This is a genomic window from Microbacterium sp. STRO-2N, assembly GCF_057747775.1.
On the sequence record NZ_CM173223.1, the window covers coordinates 795178 to 818721 of the forward strand.

Annotated in this window: 22 protein-coding genes and 2 tRNA genes; 21 read left to right on the forward strand and 3 right to left on the reverse strand. The window is 71.5% G+C overall.

Features of this window, described 5'->3' with window-relative positions; all coding sequences use genetic code 11:
* The first annotated feature begins 19 nt into the window (after positions 1-19).
* Both aztD and AC3ANN_RS03465 read left to right on the forward strand, forming a co-directional pair.
* Positions 20-1231, forward strand: coding sequence for a zinc metallochaperone AztD (aztD, locus tag AC3ANN_RS03460; RefSeq protein WP_488339614.1), 1212 nt, complete (start codon positions 20-22; stop codon positions 1229-1231).
* 158 nt (positions 1232-1389) lie between these two features.
* Entirely contained in the window at positions 1390-2403 is a 1014-nt protein-coding gene (locus AC3ANN_RS03465) for a hypothetical protein (RefSeq protein WP_488339615.1), read from the forward strand.
* Positions 2404-2424: 21 nt separating this feature from the next.
* On the opposite strand, the gene AC3ANN_RS03470 is transcribed toward AC3ANN_RS03465, so the two are convergent.
* Positions 2425-4023, reverse strand: a complete 1599-nt coding sequence (locus tag AC3ANN_RS03470; protein ID WP_488339616.1) for a phytoene desaturase family protein — start codon at positions 4021-4023, stop codon at positions 2425-2427.
* A 53-nt stretch (positions 4024-4076) separates the two neighbouring features.
* Here AC3ANN_RS03470 and AC3ANN_RS03475 point away from each other — a divergent pair, with 53 nt between their 5' ends.
* The 7 genes from AC3ANN_RS03475 to AC3ANN_RS03505 all read left to right on the forward strand — a co-directional run bounded on the left by AC3ANN_RS03475 (position 4077) and on the right by AC3ANN_RS03505 (position 10211).
* Positions 4077-4877: an inositol monophosphatase family protein gene (locus AC3ANN_RS03475; protein ID WP_488339617.1), complete on the forward strand. Its 801-nt coding sequence runs from the start codon at positions 4077-4079 to the stop codon at positions 4875-4877.
* A 206-nt stretch (positions 4878-5083) separates the two neighbouring features.
* Entirely contained in the window at positions 5084-6997 is a 1914-nt protein-coding gene (locus tag AC3ANN_RS03480; protein WP_488339618.1) for a M23 family metallopeptidase, read from the forward strand.
* A gap of 63 nt (positions 6998-7060) precedes the next feature.
* A tRNA-Thr gene (locus AC3ANN_RS03485) sits at positions 7061-7132 on the forward strand.
* A 34-nt stretch (positions 7133-7166) separates the two neighbouring features.
* Positions 7167-7240, forward strand: a tRNA-Met gene (locus tag AC3ANN_RS03490).
* Between the two features lie 146 nt (positions 7241-7386).
* Complete coding sequence (locus AC3ANN_RS03495) at positions 7387-7584, forward strand: hypothetical protein (protein WP_488339619.1); 198 nt, start codon at positions 7387-7389, stop codon at positions 7582-7584.
* Positions 7585-7708: 124 nt separating this feature from the next.
* Positions 7709-7867 (forward strand): hypothetical protein, encoded by a 159-nt coding sequence (locus tag AC3ANN_RS03500; protein WP_488339620.1) that lies wholly within the window; start codon positions 7709-7711, stop codon positions 7865-7867.
* Positions 7868-8012: 145 nt separating this feature from the next.
* The gene (locus AC3ANN_RS03505) at positions 8013-10211 is read left to right on the forward strand and encodes a winged helix-turn-helix domain-containing protein (protein WP_488339621.1); all 2199 of its coding nucleotides are present in this window, start codon (positions 8013-8015) and stop codon (positions 10209-10211) included.
* On the opposite strand, the gene AC3ANN_RS03510 is transcribed toward AC3ANN_RS03505, so the two are convergent.
* A complete protein-coding gene (locus AC3ANN_RS03510) occupies positions 10212-10832 on the reverse strand; it encodes a rhomboid family intramembrane serine protease (RefSeq protein ID WP_488339622.1) in 621 nt (206 codons plus the stop codon). It abuts the gene before it with no gap.
* A 96-nt stretch (positions 10833-10928) separates the two neighbouring features.
* Between AC3ANN_RS03510 and AC3ANN_RS03515 the strand changes: the two genes are divergently transcribed.
* The 7 genes from AC3ANN_RS03515 to AC3ANN_RS03545 all read left to right on the forward strand — a co-directional run bounded on the left by AC3ANN_RS03515 (position 10929) and on the right by AC3ANN_RS03545 (position 18184).
* Complete coding sequence (locus AC3ANN_RS03515; protein ID WP_488339623.1) at positions 10929-11966, forward strand: alpha/beta hydrolase; 1038 nt, start codon at positions 10929-10931, stop codon at positions 11964-11966.
* A gap of 186 nt (positions 11967-12152) precedes the next feature.
* Positions 12153-14399, forward strand: a complete 2247-nt coding sequence (locus tag AC3ANN_RS03520; RefSeq protein ID WP_488339624.1) for a heavy metal translocating P-type ATPase — start codon at positions 12153-12155, stop codon at positions 14397-14399.
* A gap of 31 nt (positions 14400-14430) precedes the next feature.
* Complete coding sequence (locus tag AC3ANN_RS03525) at positions 14431-15336, forward strand: DUF2510 domain-containing protein (RefSeq protein ID WP_488339625.1); 906 nt, start codon at positions 14431-14433, stop codon at positions 15334-15336.
* A gap of 3 nt (positions 15337-15339) precedes the next feature.
* On the forward strand, positions 15340-16134 hold the full coding sequence (locus AC3ANN_RS03530; protein WP_488339626.1) for a sulfite exporter TauE/SafE family protein: 795 nt from the start codon (positions 15340-15342) through the stop codon (positions 16132-16134).
* 50 nt (positions 16135-16184) lie between these two features.
* Entirely contained in the window at positions 16185-16634 is a 450-nt protein-coding gene (locus AC3ANN_RS03535) for an FAS1-like dehydratase domain-containing protein (RefSeq protein WP_488339627.1), read from the forward strand.
* Complete coding sequence (locus AC3ANN_RS03540) at positions 16631-17044, forward strand: MaoC/PaaZ C-terminal domain-containing protein (protein WP_488339628.1); 414 nt, start codon at positions 16631-16633, stop codon at positions 17042-17044. Before AC3ANN_RS03535 ends, AC3ANN_RS03540 begins: the two co-directional genes overlap by 4 nt.
* Before the next feature lie 3 nt (positions 17045-17047).
* A complete protein-coding gene (locus AC3ANN_RS03545; protein WP_488339629.1) occupies positions 17048-18184 on the forward strand; it encodes a UDP-N-acetylmuramate dehydrogenase in 1137 nt (378 codons plus the stop codon).
* 9 nt (positions 18185-18193) lie between these two features.
* On the opposite strand, the gene AC3ANN_RS03550 is transcribed toward AC3ANN_RS03545, so the two are convergent.
* Positions 18194-19414: a pyridoxal phosphate-dependent aminotransferase gene (locus AC3ANN_RS03550; RefSeq protein ID WP_488339630.1), complete on the reverse strand. Its 1221-nt coding sequence runs from the start codon at positions 19412-19414 to the stop codon at positions 18194-18196.
* A gap of 109 nt (positions 19415-19523) precedes the next feature.
* Here AC3ANN_RS03550 and AC3ANN_RS03555 point away from each other — a divergent pair, with 109 nt between their 5' ends.
* From AC3ANN_RS03555 to AC3ANN_RS03575, 5 genes are all read left to right on the forward strand, one after another.
* Complete coding sequence (locus tag AC3ANN_RS03555) at positions 19524-19850, forward strand: hypothetical protein (RefSeq protein WP_488339631.1); 327 nt, start codon at positions 19524-19526, stop codon at positions 19848-19850.
* Between the two features lie 100 nt (positions 19851-19950).
* Positions 19951-20838, forward strand: a complete 888-nt coding sequence (locus tag AC3ANN_RS03560; protein ID WP_488339632.1) for an ABC transporter ATP-binding protein — start codon at positions 19951-19953, stop codon at positions 20836-20838.
* Positions 20835-21668, forward strand: coding sequence for an ABC transporter permease (locus tag AC3ANN_RS03565; protein ID WP_488339633.1), 834 nt, complete (start codon positions 20835-20837; stop codon positions 21666-21668). The genes AC3ANN_RS03560 and AC3ANN_RS03565 overlap by 4 nt, the downstream gene beginning before the upstream one ends.
* A gap of 27 nt (positions 21669-21695) precedes the next feature.
* Positions 21696-22880 carry a sensor histidine kinase gene (locus AC3ANN_RS03570; protein WP_488339634.1) on the forward strand — a complete coding sequence of 395 codons (1185 nt, stop codon included), beginning with the start codon at positions 21696-21698 and terminating at the stop codon, positions 22878-22880.
* Positions 22877-23509, forward strand: coding sequence for a response regulator (locus AC3ANN_RS03575; RefSeq protein ID WP_488339635.1), 633 nt, complete (start codon positions 22877-22879; stop codon positions 23507-23509). The genes AC3ANN_RS03570 and AC3ANN_RS03575 overlap by 4 nt, the downstream gene beginning before the upstream one ends.
* The last annotated feature ends 35 nt before the right edge of the window (positions 23510-23544 follow it).

Consider the following 23544-nt stretch of genomic DNA (forward strand, 5'->3'; position numbering starts at 1 on the left):
CCAAGAAAGAGGACACCCCATGCGCATACGCACGTTGCGCCGCGCCGGTCTGACGATCGCCGCCGCCGGTGCCGTCGCCGCACTCGCGGCCTGCTCATCCACGCCCGCCGGATCGACGGATGCCGCACCGTCGGCATCGGCGGAGGCCGCGGCCGGTCCGCGAGTGGCCGTCTCGTACGAGGGCGGCATCCTCGTGCTCGACGGCGACACGCTCGAGACCGTCGCCGACCTCGACAGCGAGGAGTTCACGCGGCTCAACCCCGCCGGTGACGGGCGTCACGTGATGGTGACGATGAGCGAGGGCTTCCAAGTGCTCGACACAGCGGCGGGCACCGCTGAGGAGCCCGCGCTGACCGACCTCGTCTTCGAGGCCGACGCCCCCGGGCATGTCGTCCGTCATGGCGGCAAGACGATCCTGTACGCCGACGGCACGAGCGACACCACCATCTTCGAGACGTCCGACCTCGACACGAGCGACGGCGGACTGCCTGAGACCGAGACGATCGAGGGAGTCGAGGCACACCACGGCGTATCGGTCGTGCTGGAGGACGGCACGTTCCTCACCACGGTCGGCAATGCCGACGGGCGCACCGGGATCGTCGTGCAGGACGAGGCGGGCGAAGTGATCGCCGAGAGCGACCAGTGCCCGGGCGTGCACGGCGAGGGGACGGCCGCCGACGAGGCCGTCGTCTTCGGATGCGAGAACGGCGCGCTGCTGTACCGCGACGGCGAGATCGTGAAGCTCGACGCTCCCGACCAGCCGTACGGCCGGATGGGCAACGCGTACGTCAGCGAGACGAGCCCGCTGGTGGTCGGTGACTACAAGAGCGACCCGGATGCCGAGGGCTACCTCCTCGAAGCCGTCACGGTGATCGACACCGAAGCCGCCACGCTCGAGGTCGTCGACCTCCCCGAAGGCGTCGAGTACACGTTCCGTGACATCGCGCGGGGTCCGGGAGACCTCGCGTACATCCTCTCGGCGGACGGATCAGTCCACGTGTTCGACCCCGAGACACGTGAGCTCGTCGACGCCTTCCCGGTCGTGGAGCCGTGGGAGAGCCCCGTCGAATGGCAGGACCCGCACCCCGCGATCGTGGTCGACGGGGACATCGCCTACGTGACCGAGCCCGCGTCGAACGAGATCCATGCCGTCGATCTGACGACCGGTGAGGTCCTCGCCTCGGCGACGCTCGAGGTCACGCCCAACGAGATCGCCGTCGCGGCCGGCTGACCTGGGGGGAGGCAGGGCCGACAGGCGCCCTGCCTCCGCTCCTCCCCGTCAGGGCGCCTCGCGGCCCGTTCCCCGGCGCGCGCCGGGGAGACTCCGGCGAGCCGTGGTCGCATGCCAGGATGGGCGTGCGGATTCATCCGCCACACGAGAGGAACGCCATGACCGCGCCCGACCCGTACGCACCCACCCAGTCCCCACGCGCCGCCTCATGGCTTCGCGCCGCCATCTGGGTGGCCATCGGCGCACTGATCGCCGCGGCGATCGTCTGCGTCATCTGGGTGCTGGTCGGCGATCAGAACGACATCGTCGGGCGGGCGTTCCTCACGATCCTGCTGCTCGCGGCGTTCGCGGGCGCGGCGATCCTCGACGCGCACCTCGCGCCCCGCCGTCCCGCCTGGTTCGCGTTGGCGAGCATGGCGACGTGGATCGTGACGCTCCTTCTCGGTGCCGTCATGATCTGGATGCCGGAGCGCTACCACTGGATCGGATTCTCGCGCTTCATCCAGTTCCTGGTGATCGTCCTCGTCCTGCAGCTCGCGCTGCTGCACGTGCGGCTCTACATGAAGGCGTTCCAGCGATACGACACGGCCTTCACCCGCGTCGTCGCGATCGTCACGATCACCCTCGTGGTCGCGCTCGCCGCGCTGCTGGTCATCCCGCTCGCGTTCGGCGAGTGGCTCGACCTCCCCGACATCTACTGGCGCATCGTGGTCGCCGTGGCGATCCTCGCCGCCGTCGGCACCGCTGTGATCCCGCTGGTGAACCTGCTCTTCGCGCCGAAGAAGCCGGAGCCCGCGCCCGCGCCTTACGGCTACGGCCAGACCGCGATCCCGGCCGGCCCCTACGCGCACAACGTCGCTCAGGCCCAGGCGCCCGCCTTCGCGCAGGCGCCGGCCGCTCCCGAGCCCGCGACGCAGGAACTGCTGCCGTGGCCGACATACGTCGACGGCGCCACCCCCCTGCCGATGCTCCCCGACGGCTCGCCGGACTGGAACGCCTACTACACCGGGTACCCGTCGCCGGGCGCCCACGTGTTCGCTCCGGCGGAGGGTGCCGCTCATCCGCAGTCACGCGAGCAGACACCGGAGCCGCCCGCGGCACCGCAGGCGCCGACCGCTCCGTCCGGATACGAGGGCTACCCGCCGCCTCCGCCGCTCCCGCCGCGCGGCTGACGCCTACGCCGCACCGGGTCGTCAGCGGGCGAGGAGCTCCAGCGCCGCCATCGCGGCGTTGTGGCCGCCCAGCCCGCTGACGGCGCCACCGCGACGGGCGCCCGATCCGCACATCAGCACGTTCGCGTGCGCGGTGGCGACACCCCATCGTTCAGCCGCCGACCCGAGCGGCTCGTCGTCCTCCGCCCACGGCCACGCGAGCGCGCCGTGAAAGATGTCACCGCCCACCATCCCCAGCGAGGCTTCCAGGTCGGCGGTCGTGCGCGCCTCGATGCACGGAGCTCCCTCGGGAGTCTCGTAGAGGACGTCGGCGATGGGCTCGGCCAGCACCGCGTCGAGCGAGGCCTGGGCCGCGGCGAGGAGCGCCTGGCGCGCGGCATCCGGATCCCGCTCCGCGACGAGGCGGTGCGGCACCTGCAGACCGAACAGCGTCAGCGTGTGCGCACCCGACGCCCGAAGGTCGGGCCCGAGGATCGACGGATCGGTCAGGGAATGGCAGTAGATCTCGGCGGGAAGCGGATCCGGTATGCCACCGCCCATGGCGGTCTCATGCGCACGGTCGAGCTGCGACATCGTCTCGTTCACGTGGAAGGTCCCCGCGAACGCGGCCTCGGGCGAGACGTGCGGGTCGCGCAGCCGAGGGAGGCGGCGCACGAGCATGTTGACCTTCAGCTGCGCACCCTCCGGCACCTCCGCCTCGGGGACAGCCGTGTCGGCCCCACCTGCCGCGAGGAGGCGTGCGAGGACGGCCGGTCCGACGCCGCTCAGCACGAGCCGCCCGTGCACGGACTCCGGTGCGTCGCCGGCGATGTCCACCCGTCCGTCGGGCGACACCGCCACCACCTCGGCGCCGGCGCGCAGCACGGCTCCGGCGTCTCGGGCCGCGCGCGCGAGCTCATCGGTGACGCGGCCCATGCCGCCGACCGGCACGTCCCAGTCGCCGGTGCCGCCGCCGATCACGTGGTACAGCAGACAGCGGTTCTGGCGCAGGCTCTCGTCGTCGGCGGTGGCGAATGTGCCGATCAGCCCGTCGGTGAGCGCGATGCCCCGCGCGATGTCGGTCTCGAGCGATGCCCGCAGCATCGCGCCGAGCGGGCGTTCGACGAGGTCCCCCCACAGCCCGTCGTCGGCGAGGAGACCCCGCACCTCGCTCCGGCGCCGCAGCGGCTCGGTCATCGTCGGGAACAGCAGCCGGGCGGCCGGGCCGAGGCGCCCGGAGAAGGCCCTGAAGCGCTCGGCCTCGGCGCCGCCCCCGGTGACCCGGGCGAACGAGGCCGCGGTGGCCGCGGCATCCGCCGTGTCGACGAGGATGCCGCGCGACGGGTCGGACGGGTCGGGCGTATAGGAGGAGTAGCGCCGCCGGCGCAGCCGGATGTCGAGGCCGAGGTCGTCGACGATGCGCCGGGGCAGGAGGCTCACGAGGTACGAATAGCGCGACAGCCGTGCGTCGACGCCCGCCCACGGCCGCTCCGAGACGGCCGCGCCGCCGACGTGGTCGAGTCGCTCGAGGACGAGCACCGAGCGGCCGGCGCGCCCGAGGTAGGCGGCCGCGACGAGGGCGTTGTGTCCGCCGCCCACGATGACGACGTCGTAGGTGTGAAGACGGTCTGCGCTGGCCATGGCCCCACGGTACCGGCCGGTCCGGGGCAGCGAGTGGCGGATAGCGTGGGAGCATGAGCCTCGCACACGACCTCGAAGCCATCGCCATCGACATCGCGCGCGAGGCCGGTGACCTGGCCCGCGCCCGCCGCGACGTCGGGGTTGCGATCGCCGCGACGAAGTCGGCGCTCGCCGACATCGTCACCGAGGCCGACCGCGAGGTGGAGGCGCTGATCCGAGCGCGGCTGAAGGCCGAACGCCCTGACGACGGGTTCCTCGGCGAGGAGTCCGGCGCCGAGATCGGAGGGAGCGGCATCACGTGGGTCGTCGATCCCATCGACGGAACCGTCAACTACGCGTACGGCATCCCGACGTACGCCGTCAGCATCGCGGCCGTGAGCGGTGACCCGGCACCCGAGGCCTGGGAGGCGCTCGCCGGCGCCGTCCACAATCCCGTGACGGGAGAGATGTTCCACGCAGCGCGGGGCGAGGGCGCGTGGCTGGGCGACGTGCGGCTGGCGGTCAACACCGACGTGGGCGGTGCGGGCGCCCTCATCGGCACCGGCTTCGGCTACGACCCGGCGACGCACGCCGGCGATCTCGCCCTCGTCGAGCGCGTCATGCCGATCGCGCGCGACCTGCGTCGCGCGGGCGCCGCGTCGCTCGACCTCGCGTTCGTCGCGTCGGGGCGGCTCGACGCCTATTACGAGCGGGGTCTCCAGCCGTGGGATCTCGCCGCCGGATCGCTGCTCGTGACGGAGGCCGGCGGTCGCTTCGGGCGGGCGGCGCCCGACGGATCCCGCCGCGCACCGCTGGTGGTCGCGGCGTCGCCGGCCGTGTTCGACGAGCTCGCGGCGATCACGGGACTGGTCTGACCACGATTTCTCACGCAGACCTCACGAAACGCCCGGGCAAAACCCGAGCCGCACATGGCATTCCCAGGGCGCCCGGGGTAGGGTTTACCCGATCGTTACCTTCGTCACCCGAACGACGAGGGTCGTCATAGCCCCAGTGACCGATTCGTCGCACCCCCCGCGACACGAGCTGAAAGCCCCCAGCCGCATTGCCTTTCGACGCCCCGATGGCTGAGCCTGCGCCCACGCGCCGATCCAGCCGCACCTCCGCGACGCCCGTTCAGGCGACCTCGGAGACCGCAGGGGCCTCGCGCGCGGCGGTCCGTCGTCAGGCGGCGAGCACGGCTCCCGAGCGTCCGTCGGTCGTATGGGGCCGTCCCGCCGCGAAGACGACTCCGGATGCCGCGCCGCTCGCCCCGCGCAGCGCTGAGGCGGCTGCGGCGCCCGAGACCGTGGCGACGCCGTCCGCCACTCCCGTGACCCCCGCCGCGCCCGAGCCGCCGCGCCGTCGCCGCGCCGCGTCCGCTGCGCCCGTCGCGCACGAGACGGCGGCTCCCACCCCCGAGCCTTCCCCTCGCGACGCCGCCCCCGCCCCCGCGTCGGTCGACCTCCCCGCTGTCGTCGGGCACGTGATCGAGCCCGTCGTCCCCGCGTCGCCCGCTCCGGCGGTGGCCTCTGCCTCTGTTGCGCCGGCGGCGGCGCCGTCCGCCCCGATGAGCCGCCGTGCGCGCCGCGTGCAGACCGGCGAGCAGCCCGTGGTCGCGGTGCCGCCCATCGCTCCGATCGCTCCCGCCGAGGTGCAGCGAGCCGCGACGTCGTTCGAGGCCTCGCTGCCGACGCGGGACGAGCCCGCCCCGCTGCTCGAGACCGTCCTCGCGCCCGCAGAGCCCTTCGAGCTCCTCGAGCCCGCTCCCGAGGCGGCCGCCGAGCGGCCGGCGTTCGAGGCGCCCGCCGTCGACGCGTCGGGCGGAGCCTCTCGTCACGAAGACCCGGCCGAGCAGGCCGTCGAGGCCATCGCGAAGATCGTCGCAGCAGAGGCCGTCGCCGCAGCAGCGACGACCGCGCCGCTGGCTGAGCGCCGGCAGACCCCCGTCGCCCCGCAGCCGGAACCGCACGTCTCCTACGACGAGCGCCCGCGCACCGTGCGCGTCGAGCCCCTGACCGGCCCGATTCCCGCAGCCGCGGCATCCGACGTCGACGAGTTCGAGGCCGCGGCCCGCCTGTTCTCGTTCACGGCTGAGACTCCGGTGCAGGAAGCGGCAGCCGCCGAGGTCCCCGCCGCCGAGACCCCCGCAGCCGAGACTCCCGCGGCCGAGACCCCCACGGAGGAGTCCCCCCAGGCCACGGCCTCGAAGCCGCATGTCGCGCCGCGTCGCACCAAGGGCATCCGCGGAGCGTCGTTCAAGAGGGTCGCGACCACGTCGTTCTCGTTCGGCGTCTTCGGCATCGTCGGTCTCATGGCCGTCGGCATGACCACGCCCGTCGAGGCGGTCGCCGCCGCGAGCGGCGTCGACGCATCGATGTCGGTCGTCGCGCCGGCCGAGGGCACGGTCGTGCCCGAGATCGACGAGGACGAGATCCAGGCCTACGTCGCACCGGCGAGCGCGCAGAACGACACCCTCCAGCGCACCGAGAACTACGCCACCACGACGATGGCGGAGCTCGCCTCCGAAGCCGGCATCAAGAACTTCTCGAACCTCTTCCACAACGACCCGAACTCGAACATCCAGTGGCCCTTCGCGGTCGGTGTGACGATGTCGTACGGGTTCGGGATGCGCTCGGGCCGCATGCACCAGGGCATCGACTTCACGCCGGGTGCCGGCGCCCCGATCCAGGCCATCGCCGACGGCACCGTGCGGGTCGCGTCGGAGGCGGGCGGTGCCTACGGCGTGCACGTCATCATCGACCACATGATCGACGGTCAGCTGGTCTCGAGCCACTACGCGCACATGCAGTACGGCTCGATGCAGGTCACACCCGGTCAGCACGTCACGGTCGGCACGGTTCTCGGTCGGACCGGCAACACCGGACGCTCGTACGGTGCCCACACGCACTTCGAGATCCTGGCGAACGGCACCACCGCCATCGACCCGATGCCGTGGCTCCGCGAGCACACCGACGGCACTCACATCGTGGGCTGACCAGTTCGGAAGGATGCCGCGGCTCTGGTATCCTCTTGTAGTTGCCTGCGAGCAGGCAGCAACGCCCCGATAGCTCAGTGGCAGAGCACTTCCATGGTAAGGAAGGGGTCGTCAGTTCAATCCTGACTCGGGGCTCGCAGCATCCGTCTCAGTGACCGCGGATGAGTGCGGCAGGGTAGCTCAGTTGGTGAGAGCGCACGACTCATAATCGTGAGGTCGCGGGTTCAAGCCCCGCTCCTGCTACGGATGGCCCCGGAATCTCGCCGATTCTCCGGGGCCTTCTTCATTTCCCGCGCTCGCGCGAGCGCGGTCGTCCGAGACGACCGACGTCGGGCCTTCGAAGTTGCCCGTGGCGGGTGGAGTCCGCTTGTCCGGCGTAGCCTGGGACGATGGAACGCGACGACGTCTACACTGCTCAGTTCGACGTCGTGACCGCGGGCGGCGGACGCCGGTTCACGGTGGGCACCGAGGCGCGTGACCGCGAAGCGGACGGCGCGATCCCGACCGAGGCCTGGTTCCACGGTGAGGAGTACCGGCTCGACGTCGAGGATGACCAGGGCATCGCCATCTACGTCCGTCGGCTCTGACCTGCGCCCCGGCGTGCAGCCGGTCGACGACGTCCCGTCCCCCGTCCCGGCGGCTCTCCGGACATCTTGCGTCCCTCGTGTCAATCCCCGGTGCCGCGGAGCGGTCAGGACGTACCGTGATGCCATGTGGACTGTTCTTGTCATCCTCCTGGTCGTCTGGGCCGTGCTCGCCGTCGTGGGCTTCGCCCTCGAGGGGCTCTTGTGGCTCGGCGTCATCGGCGTCATCCTGCTGGTGGGGACGTTGATCTTCGGCCTGATCCGGCAGCGCCGTCGCAAGGCGTAGGCACTCCGGGTCTTCGCCGCGCTCATCGAGCGCCGACCGTCGGCGGACGCGCCACGCCGACGTCACACGCAGGCCGCACGCCACCCTGGGCCAATAGGATGCCGTCGTGGGGGTAGAGCTCCGCGATGACTCATCGCGTCGCGACGTGGAGAGGATTCTGCTCGCGAGCAAGACGCGCACCCCACAGCCCCGCACGGCTGCCGTCAGCCGCCGCGACATCATCGATCGGGCGCGGAGGAGCGGCGCTCCCGTGGTGTCGATCAGCGCTCCCGCGGGGTACGGCAAGTCGACGATGCTGGCCGAGTGGGCGGCGACCGAGAAGCGTGCAGTCGCGTGGGTGTCGCTCGATCGCTCCGACGACGATCCGGCGGCCCTGCTCTCGGTGATCGCAGCGGCGTGCGCCGCCTTCAACCCGCTCGCCGAAGACCTCGTGGCCGAGATGCGAGGCATCGGGTCGACGTCGCTGAGCCGGTCGGCCCCGCTGCTCGCGGACGTTCTCGCGAGCACGCCGACGAACTTCGTGCTGTTCATCGATGACCTCCATCAGGCCCAGTCGCCGGCGTGCCTGGACGCGGTCGACGTGCTGCTCGCACGCGTGCCCGGCGGCTCGCAGGTCGTGATCTCGAGCAGGCACGAGTCGCTGCTCGTCGCCCACCAGCGGGCCGCCGGGCGGTGGTGGCATGTCTCGGCGCGAGATCTCGCCCTCGACTCGCGTGCGGCGCAGGCGATCTTCGATCATGCCGGCGTTCCCGTGGATGCCGGTGACATGCACGACATCGTGGAGCGCTGCGAGGGATGGCCGACGGGGATCTTCCTGTGCGCACTGGTGGCCCGCAGCGGCGGCGAGGCCGGAGCGGTCACGGGGGAGGACCGCTTTCTCTCGGACTATCTCTACCGCGAGTGCCTGACCCGGCTTCCGGAGTCGCTGCAGTCGTTCCTGCGCCGGACGGCCGTGCTGGAGCAGCTGTCGGCCGAGAGCTGCGACGCACTGCTGGGCACCCACGACTCCGCCGATCGGCTGCGTGAGATCGAGGCGCTGAACCTCTTCCTCGTTCCGCTTGACCGGGATCGAGGCTGGTTCCGGTTCCACGCGCTCTTCCGCGAGTTCCTGCTCGCCGAGTTCGAGCGTGCGGAGGGCGCGGATGCCGTCGCAGACATGCACGCGCGAGCAGCGGCGTGGTACGAAGACCACGGCCTCCGCGTCGAGGCCGTCGAGCACTTGCTGCGCGGCGGCCGCTCCATCGACGCGGCGCGGCTCATCGGCGAGGTCGCCGTGCCGCTGTACCAAGTCGGTCAGGTGCTGACGGTCGACCGCTGGCTGTCGGCGCTCGGCGAGAGGTTCGTCCGGTCGAGCCCGCCGCTCGCGCTCTTCGCCGCCTGGATCGCGATCCTCCACGGCCGGACGCGTACGGCCGAGTCGTGGGTCCGGATCGTCGACGAGGTCGACGCCTCGTTGTTCCCCCCGGAGGCGCGCGACGTGTTCGCGTCGTCGCGGGCCATGCTGCATGCCGCGATGTGCGCGGGTGGGTATCTGCAGGTCCTCGCCGACGCGACGTTCGCCTATGAGCACGAGCCTGCCGATGGCGACTGGCGAAGCCTCGCGATCTACCTGTACGGCTCGGCGCTCCTGCTCACCGGCGACGTCGCCGCCGCCGAACCCGTGCTCGCCGAGGCCGTGGCCACACCGACGACCGCCGGCGCGTCGGACCGCGCCATCCTCGCGGAGGCGGAGCTCGCGATCCTCGCGATCGGAGAACAGGACTGGCCGGATGCCGCCGCGCATGCCCGCCGGGGAGTCGCGCTGATCGACGAGCTCCATGTCGACGGCTACGCGACCACGGCGCTGGCCCTCGCCGTCGCTGCCCGCGTAGCGTTCCATGAAGGCAGGCGCACCGACGGCGACCGCTTGCTCGCGCGGGCGATGCGAGCGCGGGTCGGGTGCACCTACCTGATGCCCTACTTGTCGATGCGGGTGCGCCTGCAGCTCGCGAAGGCGCATCTCGCGATCGACGACCGCTCCGCAACGAACCACCTGATGCGCGAGATCGACGATCTCCTTCACCGGTGTCCCGACGTGGGAGTGCTCGCCGACGAGATCGACGCGTTCCGGCGCACGCTCGAGTCGCATCCTGCCCTGGGTGGCTCGGTACCGCTCACTCCGGCGGAGCTGCGCCTGCTTCCGTACCTGCAGACGCACCTCACCGTCGCCGAGATCGGCGAGCGGCTGTTCGTCTCGCGCAACACCGTGAGCTCGCAGCTCGGATCGATCTACCGCAAGCTGGGCGCGACGACTCGCAGCGGCGCGGTCGACAGCGCGATCGCCGCGGGGCTGCTCGGTCGCTGATCAGGCGGACGTCGACGGCGGAGCGTCCCGCCTCGGGCGGGTGACGACCGCCGCGAGGCCCCCGCCGATCGCGCCGAAGAGGTGGCCTTGCCATGAGATCCCCTCGGCGGCGCCGAAGATGCCGGCCAGCATCGTGCTGCCGTAGAGCACGGCGACACCGACGGCGATTAAGGCGTACAGGATGCCGTGACCCAGCGACCGCGCGACGAACGCCCGCACGAGCAGATACCCGAAGTAGCCGAACACCAGGCCTGAGGCGCCCACCGTGACGGCGCCCGGTGCGTTGAAGACCCACGTCCCGAGCCCGCCGACGACCGCGATGACGGCGGTGACCGCCCAGAACCGGCCGATCCCGTCGAGCGCGACCAGTACGCCGAGAATGAGGAACGGCACCGTGTTCGACAGCAGGTGGGGCCACCCGCTGTGCAGGCCGGGCGCCAGCACCACGCCATCGAGACCGTCAAGCGTCCAAGACTCGATGCCGTAGGTGTGGTTCCAGCTGCCGGGGACCACGTCGTCGAGCACGCGCACCACCCACATGATCGCGAGGAGGATGAGCGGCTGGATGACGCGGGCGAGGAATCCGCCGCCCCGGCGCACCGGTGGGGTCGTACTCGTCATATGCCCATCGTCGCATTCATCGAGGTGGCGTGAGCGTTGCCGAGGATTCCAGCCGATAGCCTCATCGAGGGTGACCGCGCAGAACGGGGGACAGCGATGACGTCGGAGACCGGTGAGAAGCACAAGCGCACGCACAGGCATCGTGGACTGCTCATTACGCTCGGGGTGGTGCTGTCGGTCGTGCTGGCCGTCGTCATCGTCACCTCGCTGACCCCGTGGCCGTCGGCGATGCTCATCCGGGCCGTGTTCGAGCAGGGCGGGGCCTCGACCGCCGCCGAGATGGAGCGCCACGTGCCCGACGCGCCGTTGCGCGAGATGACGGACGTCGCGTACACCGAGGACGACGCCAGTCTGACGCTCGACGTCTATACCGCGGCGGACGAAGGGGAGGTGCGTCCCACCGTCGTGTGGATCCACGGCGGCGCGTGGATCGCGGGATCCACGGCCGACGTCGACCCGTACATGCGGATCCTCGCCGACGCCGGATACACCGCGATCGCGGTGAGCTACACGCTCGGCCCAGAGGCGACCTACCCCACGGCCGTGATCGAGATCAACGAGGCGATGGGGTACATCGACGACCACGCCGACGAGCTCTCGGTCGACTCGAGTCAGCTGGTGATCGCGGGCGACTCGGCCGGTGGCCAGCTCGCGAGCCAGATGGCCACGCTCGTGACGAACCCCGAGTATGCCGAGGTGATGGACATCGATCCCGCCTGGTCGCCCGATCAGCTCGTCGGCGCGATCCTCAACTGCGGCGTCTACGACATGAGGGCCATGACGGATCTGCCGGGGATCGCCGGGTGGGGCTTCAAGGTCGCGCTGTGGGCGTACACCGGCACCAAGGACTGGGCGGCCGAGTCGCCGGGCGCCACGATGTCGACGATCGAGTTCGTCACGTCGGACTTCCCGCCGACATACATCAGCGGCGGCAACGGCGACGGGCTGACGTGGCTCGAGGGCATTCCGATGGCGCAGCGGCTGCGCAGTCTCGACGTGCCCGTCACGGACGTGTTCTGGCCCGCCGATCACGAGCCTGCACTGCCGCACGAGTACCAGTTCCATCTCGACCTGGACGAGGCGCAGCACGCGCTCGACGAGACGCTCGCGTACCTGGACTCCGTCACCGACTGACGTCGCCCCTCGGGTGCGACGGTCCTGCTCGACCTTCATCGACACGAGCTCGGGTGAAGCTCGAGTGAGGCGCGCCCCTTCGCGGTCTCGTGGCACGCGCGACGCACGGAATAGGCGAAGACGCAAGCGGGTTGCACCGTCATACCCCCAGGGGGTACCACGGGAGTAGCGCGACAGGAGATCACGATGAGCGACCCGCACGATCACGGCACGCACGGCGTCACCCACGCCCACGACGCCCCCGACGGCGATGACCACGTCGCCATCGGCCACGCGGGCCACGCACAGGACGATCACGCCACGCACGATCACGCGGGCCACGCCCACGCCGCCCACGATCACGCCGCGCACGAGCACGCGGGCCACGATCACGTCGCGATGGAACACAGCACCCATGAGGCGGCAGGCGCTCATGCCGCCCACGGCACCCACGGTGCGCACGCGGGTCACGGCGCCGACCATGTGGGCCAGTTTCGCCGTCTGTTCTGGATCAATCTCGCGCTCGCGGTCCCGGTGGTGGCGTTCTCGGGCATGTTCGCGATGCTGCTGGCCTACTCGATCCCGGACGTTCCGCTGCTGGCATGGGTCTCGCCCGTGCTCGGCACCGTCATGTACGTGTGGGGCGGCCGGCCGTTCCTCACCGGCGCCGTCTCGGAACTCCGGTCGCGCACTCCCGGCATGATGCTGCTGATCGGGCTCGCGATCACGGTCGCGTTCGTCGCGTCGTGGGGTGCGACTCTCGGGTTGCTCGACCACCAGCTCGACTTCTGGTGGGAGCTCGCGCTGCTGATCGTGATCATGCTCCTCGGGCACTGGCTCGAGATGCGCTCACTCGCGCAGACCACGTCGGCGCTCGATTCGCTCGCGGCGCTGCTGCCCGACGAGGCCGAGCGCGTCGACGGGGACCGCACGGTCTCGGTCGCGCCTGCCGACCTCCGTGTGGGCGACGTCGTCGTGGTCCGCCCCGGCGGCAGCGTTCCCGCCGACGGCCGCATCGTCGACGGGCGCGCCGACATGGACGAGTCGATGATCACCGGCGAGTCGCGCCCGGTGGCACGGTCCGTCGGCGACGCGGTCACGGCCGGGACCGTCGCGACCGACTCGGGGCTGCGCGTCGAGGTGACCGCGACCGGCGACGACACCGCGATCGCCGGCATCCGGCGCCTGGTCGCAGAGGCGCAGAGCTCGACCTCGCGCGCGCAGCGGCTGGCCGACCGCGCCGCGGGCTGGCTGTTCTGGTTCGCGCTCGGCGCGGCGGCGATCACCGCGATCGTGTGGACGGCGTTCGGCCTGCCCGACGAGGCGGTGGTGCGCACGATCACGGTGCTCGTGATCGCGTGCCCCCACGCCCTCGGTCTCGCGATCCCGCTCGTCGTGTCGATCGCGACCGAGCGCGCCGCGCGCGGCGGCGTGCTCGTGAAGGATCGCCTGGCCCTCGAGAGCATGCGCACGATCGACGCGGTGCTCTTCGACAAGACCGGCACGCTCACCAAGGGCGAGCCGACCGTGGTCGATGTCGCCGCCGCGCCCGGCTTCGACGCCGACGCGGTGCTCGCACTGGCGGCGGCTGCCGAGGCCGACAGCGAGCACCCGCTCGCCCGGGCGATCGTGCGCGACGCCGAGAGCCGAGGCATCCGTCGCCCCGCGGCGAGCGGCTTCACGTCGTCGCCCGCGATAGGCGTGGCCGCGACGGTGGACGGACGCGAAGTGCGCGTCGGCGGCCCGCGGCTGCTCGAAGAGGTCGGCTCGACGGACGTCCCCGAAGCGGACGCGTGGCGCGCGCAGGGCTCGATCGTCCTGCATGTCGTGCGCGACGGCGCCGTCGTCGGAGGTCTCGCGCTCGCCGACGAGATCCGTCCCGAGTCGCGCGAGGCGGTCGCGGCGCTGGACGAGCTCGGTGTCGAGGTGGTCATGATCACAGGGGATGCCGAGCCTGTCGCCCGCTCCGTGGCCGAGGCCCTCGGCATCCGTCGCGTCTTCGCCGGCGTGCGTCCCGAAGACAAGGCCGCGAAGGTCGCCGAGCTGCAGGCCGAGGGCAAGAAGGTGGCGATGGTCGGCGACGGAGTGAACGACGCACCCGCTCTCGCGCGTGCCGACGTGGGGATCGCGATCGGCGCCGGAACCGACGTCGCCATCGGATCCGCCGGCGTGATCCTCGCCTCGAGCGATCCGCGGTCGGTGCTGTCGGTCATCGAGCTGTCTCGCGCGAGCTACCGCAAGATGACGCAGAACCTGTGGTGGGCCGCCGGGTACAACCTCATCTCGGTGCCGCTCGCGGCGGGCGTGCTCGCACCGATCGGCTTCGTGCTGCCGATGTCGGTCGGCGCGATCCTGATGTCGCTGTCGACGATCGTGGTCGCCCTCAACGCACAGCTGCTGCGCCGCCTCGACCTCGCTCCCGAGCGGAGCGCCCGGGCGGTGCTCGATCGCTGACCCGGCGGCGACGCGGGAGTAGGGTGTGATGGTGACGACGACTCCTCCCGGTTGGTATGACGACGGCCACGGCGCGATGCGCTGGTGGGACGGCAGCCAGTGGACGGAGCACGTCGCGCAGCCCGACCCCGAGCCGTCGGCGGATGCGCCGACCGAGGCCGAGATCGTCGCCGCCTCCGAGGCGGCCGCAACCGCCGACCACCAGGCCTACGCCGCGACCGGCGCACCCGCGCAGCCGGTGACGGATGCCGCACCCGTGGCGCACCCGGCTCAGCCTGGATACCAGGCTCAGCCCGGGTACCCGGCTCAGCCCGGCGAGGCCGCGGCCTACCCGCCGCACCCCGGCGACCCGGCGGCCTATCTCGCGGCGCACCCCGGGTACGAGACGCCGGGGTATCCGGACGGCGTTGCGCAGGCAGGCGGCTTCTCAGCCGCCACCGAGCCGCGTCGCAGCTCGAAGCTGTGGATCCTCTGGCTCGTGCTCGGACTCGTGCTGCTCGGCATCGTCATCGCGGCGGCCGTGCTGATCCCGATCCTCCTTCTGAGCGGGGCGACCTCCGGCGCGGCCGGCGGGTCGGATGACGAGCGCTCGGCGGTCGCCGCCGTCGAGCTGTACGACGAGGCGTGGCAGGACGCCGACTGCGACGCGTTCGAGACGTCGACGACCGAGGATTTCCGCGCCTCGAGCGGCATCGGCGACTGCGCGTCGTTCGAGGCCGAGGCCGAGCTGTTCGACGACTCCGTCGAGGACTATGAAGTGCGCGTCGACGACGTCGCGAGCGAGCAGGGCACGATCACCGTCACCACCACCGAGACGTACCTCACCGTCGTCGACGACGCGGGGGAGCCGCTCGAGACGCCGGAGCCGATGTCGGTGACGTTCACCTACACCGTGGTCGCGGTCGACGGCGAGTGGGCCATCGACGCGATCGACTGATCGGTGCCGGAGCTCGAGAGTCGCCCGCGCGACGCCCGCTTCTTCCTGACCTGCGTGGGCATCGGCCTCGTCGCCGGGCTGCTGTCGGGGCTGTTCGGCGTGGGCGGCGGCACGGTCATCGTGCCGTTCCTCGTGCTGTTCCTGACGTTCAACCAGCGTCTGGCCGCAGGCACGTCGCTCGCGGCGATCGTGCCGACGGCGGCGGTCGGTGTGATCTCGTACGCACTGCATGACTCCGTGGCGTGGATCCCTGCGCTGCTGCTGGCTGCGGGCGCCGTCGTCGGCGCCCAGATCGGCACGTGGATGCTGCCTCGCGTCTCGCTCACCGTGCTGCGCTGGGCGTTCGTGGGCTTTCTCGTCGCGGTGATCGTGAGCCTGTTCCTCGTGATCCCCTCGCGCGAGGCGGAGCTCGCGCTCACGTGGCTCAGCGGCAGCGGCCTCGTCGTGCTGGGAGTGGTGACCGGAGTCATCTCGGGCCTCATCGGCGTCGGCGGCGGCATCGTCGTCGTCCCGGCGCTCATGGTGCTGTTCGGAACGAGCGATCTCGTGGCCAAGGGCACGTCGCTGCTCATGATGATCCCGACGGCGGTGTCGGGCACGATCGGCAACCTGCGCCGCGGCAACGTGGATCTGACCGCAGCAGCCGTGGTCGGTGTCGCCGCGTGCACGACCACCGCGCTCGGCGCGTGGGTGGCGACGCTCGTGGACCCGTTCGTGGCGAACGTGCTGTTCGCCGCGTACCTCGTCGTGATCGCGGTGCAGCTGGCGCTGCGCGCGCTGCGCGGCCGCCGAGCCTGACGGTCGGGCCGCCCGGCGGGCGCCCGGTACCCGCTCGGTAGGATGGCCTGGTGCCAGTGAACCCCGAGCTCGTCGGACGTGAGTTCCCGCCGACGGCCCCCTACCTCGTGGGTCGCGAGAAGGTGCGCGAGTTCGCGCGCGCCGTCTTCGCCGACGACCCGCAGCACCACGACACCGGCGTCGCGCGGACGCTCGGCTATGCCGACGTGGTCGCGCCGCCGACGTTCGCGATCGTCGTCACCGACGCGACGCTGCAGCAGCTGCTGTCGGAGCCCGACTCGGGCATCGTGCTGAAGAACGTGCTGCACGCCGAGCAGAAGTTCCGCTACTCGCGCCCGATCGTCGCGGGCGACGAGCTCACCGCGAAGCTCGCCGTCACCGGCATCCGCGCGATGGGCGCCGCCGCGATGGTGACCAGCGAGTCCGAGATCACGGATGCCGCGGGTGAGCACGTCGTGACCACGACGTCCATCCTGCTCGTGGGGGAGGGTGAGGCATGAGCGGCTTCGCGGATCTCGCCGTGGGCGACGTCGTCGCCGAGCGTACGGTGCATCTCACCCGGGAGTCGCTCGTGCGCTATGCCGGGGCATCCGGGGATTTCAACCCGATCCACTACCGTGACGACGTCGCCGCCGCCGTCGGCCTGCCGGGCGTGCTGGCGCACGGCATGCTCACGATGGGGCTCGCGATCGGCACGATCGAGCCATGGCTCGGCGACACCGGCCGCATCCTCGAGTACGGGGTCCGCTTCACCAAGCCCGTCGTCGTCGATGCCGACGCGGGGGCCGCCGTCACGGTGGTCGCGAAGGTGGGCGCCGTCGACGACGAGGCCGCCCGCATCGATCTGACCGTGTCGTTCGAGGGTGCCACTGTGCTGGTCAAGGCGCAGGTGCGCGTGCGGACCGTCTGACGCATGCCCGATGTGACTCCCGTCCCGCTCGCGCGGCTGACGACGCTGCGCACCGGCGGCGCCCCGACCCGCATGATCGAGGCCGCGACGACCGACGAGCTGGTCTCGGCGCTGCGCGACGTGTGGGCGACCGGCGAGCCGTGGCTCGTGCTCGGCGGCGGGTCGAACCTGTTCGTCGGCGACGAGCCGTTCGACGGCACGGTCCTGCGCATCCTCACCGAGGGCATCGAACGGATGCCGTCACCGGTGCCGGGCCGCGCGCGGCTGAAGGTCCAGGCAGGCCACGACTGGGACGCGCTCGTCGCCTATGCCGTGAGCGAGGGCCTCGCCGGTATCGAGGCGATGTCGGGCATCCCGGGCACGGTCGGCGCGGCGCCGGTGCAGAACGTCGGCGCGTACGGGCAGGAGATCGTGCAGACGCTCGCCGAGGTCGAGCTCCTCGACGAGACGACCGGCGAGGTCTCGACGGTTCCCGCAGCCGAGCTGGGGCTCGGATTCCGCACGTCGGTGCTCAAGCACCACTACGGCTCGGCGCCCGCGCGTCGTGCCGTGATCCTCACCGTCACGCTCGATCTCGCCGAGATCGGCCATGGCGGGCGTCGTATCGCCGGCGACCAGCTGCGCACGGCGCTGCGCCTCGGCCCCGATGACGAAGTGCCGCTCGCGTGGGTGCGCGAGCGCATCCTCGACATCCGCCGCAGCAAAGGCATGGTGCTCGATCCCGACGACCCCGACACGTACAGCGCCGGGTCGTTCTTCCAGAACGCGGTGGTCTCGGCATCCTTCGCCCGTACGCTGCCCGATGAATGCCCGCGGTGGCCCGTCGCCCCCGACCTCGACCCGGTGCTGGTCATCCCGCTCGCCGCGTACGACGGCTACGTGCCGCCGCCGGCGGCCGGTGAGCCCGACGTCAAGGTGAGCGCGGGGTGGCTGATCGAGCACTCGGGACTGCGCAAGGGCTTCAAGCTGCCGCGCTCGCGTGCGGCGCTGTCGAGCAAGCACGCGCTCGCGTTGACGAACCGCGGGGCGGCGACCGCCGCCGAGCTCGCCGAGCTCGCCCGGTTCATCCAAGGGCGCGTGCAGTCCGAGTTCGGGCTGATCCTGCAGCCCGAGCCCGTGCTCGTGAACGTCGAGCTCTAGTCGGGGGTCTCAGCTCGCGAAGAGGCGCTGCAGGCGCTGCACGCCTTCGAGCAGCGCGTCGTCGCCGAGGGCGTACGACAGCCGCAGATAGCCCGAGGGGCCGAACGCCTCGCCCGGGACGACTGCGACCTCGGCCTTCTCGAGGATGAGGTCGGCGAGCTCGAGCGTCGTGGTCGGCGTGACACCCGCCCACTCGCGGCCGAGGAGGCCGCGCACGTCGGGGTAGGCGTAGAACGCGCCGAGCGGCGTCGGCACGGTCACGCCGTCGATCTTCGACAGTTCGCCCACGATCACGCGGCGGCGGCGGTCGAAGGCCTGACGCATCTGCTCGGCCTCGTCCTGCGGACCGTTCAGTGCCGCAACGGCCGCGCGCTGCGCGATGTTGTTGACGTTCGAGCAGAGGTGCGACTGCAGGTTGCCGGCGAGCTTGATCGCGTCCTTCGGGCCCACCATCCACCCCAGGCGCCAGCCGGTCATGGCGTAGGTCTTCGCGACACCGTTGACGAGGATCGTCTGGGCCGCGGCATCCGGAACCGCCTCCACGATCGAGACGGCCTTGACGGGCGCGTCCGACCCGTCGGGGGCGTAGACGAGGTTCTGGTAGATCTCGTCGGTGATGATCCAGATGCCGTGCTCGACGGCCCACTCGCCGATCGCGCGCGTCTCGTCGGCGGTGTACACCGAGCCGGTCGGGTTCGACGGCGACACGAACACGAGCGCCGTGGTCTTGCCGGTGCGCGCCGACTCGAGCTGCTCGACGGTCACCTTGTAGTCCTGGTCGGCTCCCGCGAAAACCTCGACCGGGATGCCGTCGGCCAGGGCGATCGCCTCGGGATACGTCGTCCAGTACGGGGCCGGCAGCAGCACCTCGTCGCCGGGGTTCACCACCGTCTGGAACGCCTGGTACACGGCCTGCTTGCCGCCGTTGGTCACGATGATCTGGGACGGGTCGACCTCGAGGCCGGAGTCCCGGAGCGTCTTCGCGGCGATCGCCTCGCGCAGCACGGGAAGGCCCGCCGCCGGCGTGTAGCGGAAGTTCGCCGGGTCGCGGAGCGCCTCGGCCGCGGCGTCGACGATGAACTGGGGCGTCGCGAAGTCGGGCTCGCCCGCGGCGTACGAGATGACGGGACGGCCGGCGGCCTGCAGCGACTTCGCCTTGGCGTCGACCTTGAGAGTCGCGGACTCGGCGATGGCGGAGAGTTTGCGGGAGAGCGGTGCGCGTTCGGTCACGCTTCGAGCGTAGTCGGCCGCGTCCCGGCGGTCAGCCGCCGATCGTGCACGAGTGGCCCGCTTCCGGCCGCTCTATCCGGTATCCCGCCACGGCGGTAGCCTGTGCCACGTGGATGCATGGATCTGGGGCGCCGTCGTGTTCGCGATCGTCGTCGTGTTCGCCGGCGGCGTCGCGTGGTGGCTCGCGCGCGACTGCGTCCTCACCATGATCGGAGCCACCGGCGCGATCCTCGGCGGGGTCGTGTCGCTCGTCAGCCTCGCCGTGCTGCTGGATCCCGAGGCGGGCCTGCGTGCTGCGGCGATCCTCACCATCGGCTCGGGAGCCTGGCTGCTCGCGTGGGCTCTCGCGGGAGGCATCCGCAGTCAGCGCCTGATGCGCGCCGAGGAGGCCGAGGCCGGTGGCACCGTGGTCCTTCCGGACGTGACACGGGCCTGAACCGCGCCGGAGCCGCGTGCGCGGCATCCACCGAATGGGGGATGCCTCATCCGGCGGATGACGGCTGCCGACGACATCCGCGCACCGCGAGTCTGGACTCATGAGAACTCCGGCAGTGCAGGTGCGGAACCTGCGGAAGAGCTACGGCGGGCGTGCGGTCGTCGATGACGTGTCGTTCGACATCGCTCGCGGCGAGACATTCGCCCTCCTGGGCCCCAACGGGGCGGGCAAGTCGACGACGGTCGAGATCCTCGAGGGTTACCGCCGTCGTGACAGCGGCGAGGTCGCAGTGCTGGGCGTGGACCCGGCTGCGGGGGGCCTGGACTGGAAAGCGCGGCTCGGGATCGTCCATCAGACGACCGGGCAGGCGGGGCTGGTCACCGTCCGCGAGCAACTGCGGCAGTTCGCCGGGTTCTTCCCGAACCCGCGCGACGTCGACGAGGTGATCTCGGCGGTGGGCCTCAGCGCGCAGGCGGGGACGCGCATCGGGAAGCTCTCGGGCGGACAGCAGCGACGTGTGGATGTCGCACTGGGCATCGTCGGCCGGCCCGACCTGCTGTTCCTCGACGAACCCACGACCGGTTTCGACCCCGTGGCGCGGCGCGAGTTCTGGGAGCTGATCCGGGCGCTGCAGGCCGACGGCGCCACCATCCTCCTGACCACGCACTACCTCGACGAGGCGGAGCAGCTGGCCGACCGCGCGGGGGTGATCGCCGCAGGACGCCTGCGCGCGATCGGACGCCTCGACACGCTCGGCGGACCGGGCGTGCGCGTGCCGATCGTGCGGTGGCTCGAAGCGGGTGCCGTCCGCGAGGAGCGGACCGACGACCCCCTCGCGTTCGCCACCGCGCTCGCGCAGCGCCTGGGCGGCGAGCCGGCGGAGCTCGAGATCGTGCGCCCCGGCCTGGAAGACATCTATCTGAACCTGGTGGCGGAGGCTGCGGCATCCGATCTCACCGAATCCCACGAAAAGGAGGTCGCGCGATGAGCACGATCACGGCGGGCCGCATGCCCGGAGTCCTTCCGACGGGGGTGTGGCGCGCGCGGTTCGAACTGCTGCAGTACTTCCGCTCGGGCGACACGCTCTTCTTCACGTTCCTGTTCCCGGTGCTCATGCTCGGGCTGTTCAGCGTCGCGTTCGGCTCAGAGGTCGTGCGGCCGACGCCGGACGCGCCGGCTCTCTCGATGGCGGCGCTCTATCTGCCGGGCATGCTGGCCGCGGGTCTGCTGCTGTCGGGCTTCCAGAACCTCGCGATGGACATCGCGCTCGAGCGCGCAGACGGCACCCTCGAACGCCTCGGCGGCACGCCGTTGTCGCCGGTCAGCTACTTCCTCGGCAAGATCGGCCAGGTCGCCGTGACCGGCGTGCTGCAGGCCGCGCTGCTGCTGACCGTGGCCGCGCTCGCGCTCGGCGTGGAGCTGCCGACCGAGCCGGGCCGCTGGGCCGTCTTCGCGTGGGTGTTCGTGCTCGGAATCACGACGTCGGCGCTGCTCGGCATCGCCCTGTCGGCGGTGCCGCGCAGCGCCAAGAGCGCCGCGGCCGTGGTGATCCCGATCGCGCTCATCCTGCAGTTCATCTCGGGCGTGTACTTCACCTTCTGGCAGCTGCCCGAATGGCTGCAGAGCATCGCGTCGATCTTCCCGCTGGTGTGGATGGCCCGGGGCATGCGCGCCGTCTTCCTTCCCGACCAGTACGCGGCGCTCGAGCCGGGCGGCGAGTGGGGCCTCGCGACGGTCGCGGTCGTACTCGCCGTGTGGCTCGTGGTCGGTCTGGTGCTCTCCCGGCTCACCTTCCGCTGGATCCGCCGCGACGCGTAGCGTGGGTCGCGCGGCGAAGGAGATACGGTGCTGAATCGTCGATGGTGGGACGTCGCGGTCGCGGCCGGCTCGGTCGTGATCGCGGCGGCCCTCCTCATGGAGTTCGGACCCCGCGACCCCTGGCGGCTCGCCCTCGGCGTCGCGGCCATCGCGCTGTTCGCCCTCGCGTATGTCGTCGTCGGACGCGCGGCGATCGGGCTCGAGCCCGGGTGGCGCTTCCCGGTCTTCGTCGCGCTTGCGGCGCTGTCGGTGGGGGTGGGGTCGGCAGCGGCCGGCTTCCTCGCCATGATGCAGGCGCTCGCGTACCCGCTGGCATGGGTCATCGGCGTCTCGCGCCGCCACGGGATCATCGCGTCGGCGGTGATCGCGTTCGCGACGGCGTGCGGCATCGCGGTCGGCGGGGGCCTCGACGCCGGATCGATCGTGACCGCGCTGGCGACCGGCGCCTTCTCGTTCGCCTTCTCGGTGGCCTTCGGGCTGTGGATCGCCGGCATCGCCGAATACGGGGAAGAGCGGGCGCGGCTCCTCGCGGAGCTGCAGGCGGCACAGTCCGAGGTCGAGGCGCTCAGTCGCGACCGCGGCGCCTCGCGGGAGCGCGAGCGGCTCGCGCGCGACATCCATGACACCCTCGCCCAGACGCTGGCCGGCCTGGTGATCCTCGCCGAACGGGCGGGGCGACTCTCACGGGAGGGAAGGACGGATGCCGCGGCGACTGCGATCGCAACCGTCGAGCTGACCGCACGCGAGGCGCTCGGCGAGGCGCGTGCGCTGGTCGCGCGCACGGCCGCGGTTCCGAGCGAGCCCGCTTTCGACGCCGCGGTGGAACGGCTGGTCGAGAGGTTCCGTGCCGAGGCGGGTCTCACGATCTCCGTGGACTCGCAGGGATCTGTCGCCTCCATCGCGCGGGAGGCGCAGGTCGTGCTGCTCAGGTGCCTGCAGGAGGCGCTCGCCAACGTCCGCAAGCATGCCGGAGCGACGCATGCGACGGTGCGCGTCGCGGTGACGGCCGACGGTGCGGCCGAGCTCGAGGTCGCCGACGACGGATCGGGGTTCGACACCATGGCGCCTCGGTCGGGGTTCGGCCTCGACGGAATGAGCGAACGAGTTGCGCTCGCAGGAGGAGAACTCGAGCTGGAATCGAGTCCCGCGAACGGCACGACTCTGCGTGTCCGGCTTCCTGCCACCCATGCCGCTGCGGGGAGCGAGCCGTGATCCGCCTGCTGATCGCCGACGATCATCCCGTGGTGCGCGCCGGGCTGGCCGGTCTGCTCTCGGACGAGCCCGGCCTCGAGGTCGTGGCCGAGGCGTCCGACGGCGACGAAGCCGTTCGCCTCTCTGCGGCGACCCGGCCCGACGTGGTGCTGATGGATCTGCGTATGCCGCGCGTGGACGGGGTCGAGGCGACGGCGCGGATCGCCGGGGGAGAAGCGGGCGACCCGCCCCCGCGCGTGCTCATCCTCACGACCTACGAAACGGACGACCAGATCATCGCGGCGATCGAGGCCGGAGCCGCCGGCTACCTCCTCAAGGCCGCGCCGCAGGCCGAGATCGTGGCGGGCATCCGGTCGGTCGCGGCCGGCCAGTCGGCGCTGTCGCCGCAGGTGGCGGTGCGCCTGGTCGAGCGCATGCGACGCCCCGAGCCTGCGGCCCTGCTCACGCCGCGCGAGATCGACGTGCTGCGGCTGGTCGCGTCCGGACACAGCAACAAGCAGATCGCCACGGCCCTCGGCATCGGTGAGTCGACGGTCAAGACTCACCTGCTCAAGGTCTTCGACAAGCTCGGCGTGGCCGACCGCACACGCGCCGTGACGCTCGCGATGGAGCGAGGACTGCTGTCGTGACGGAAGGATGCCCCGGACCGTCGCACGCGCTCTGG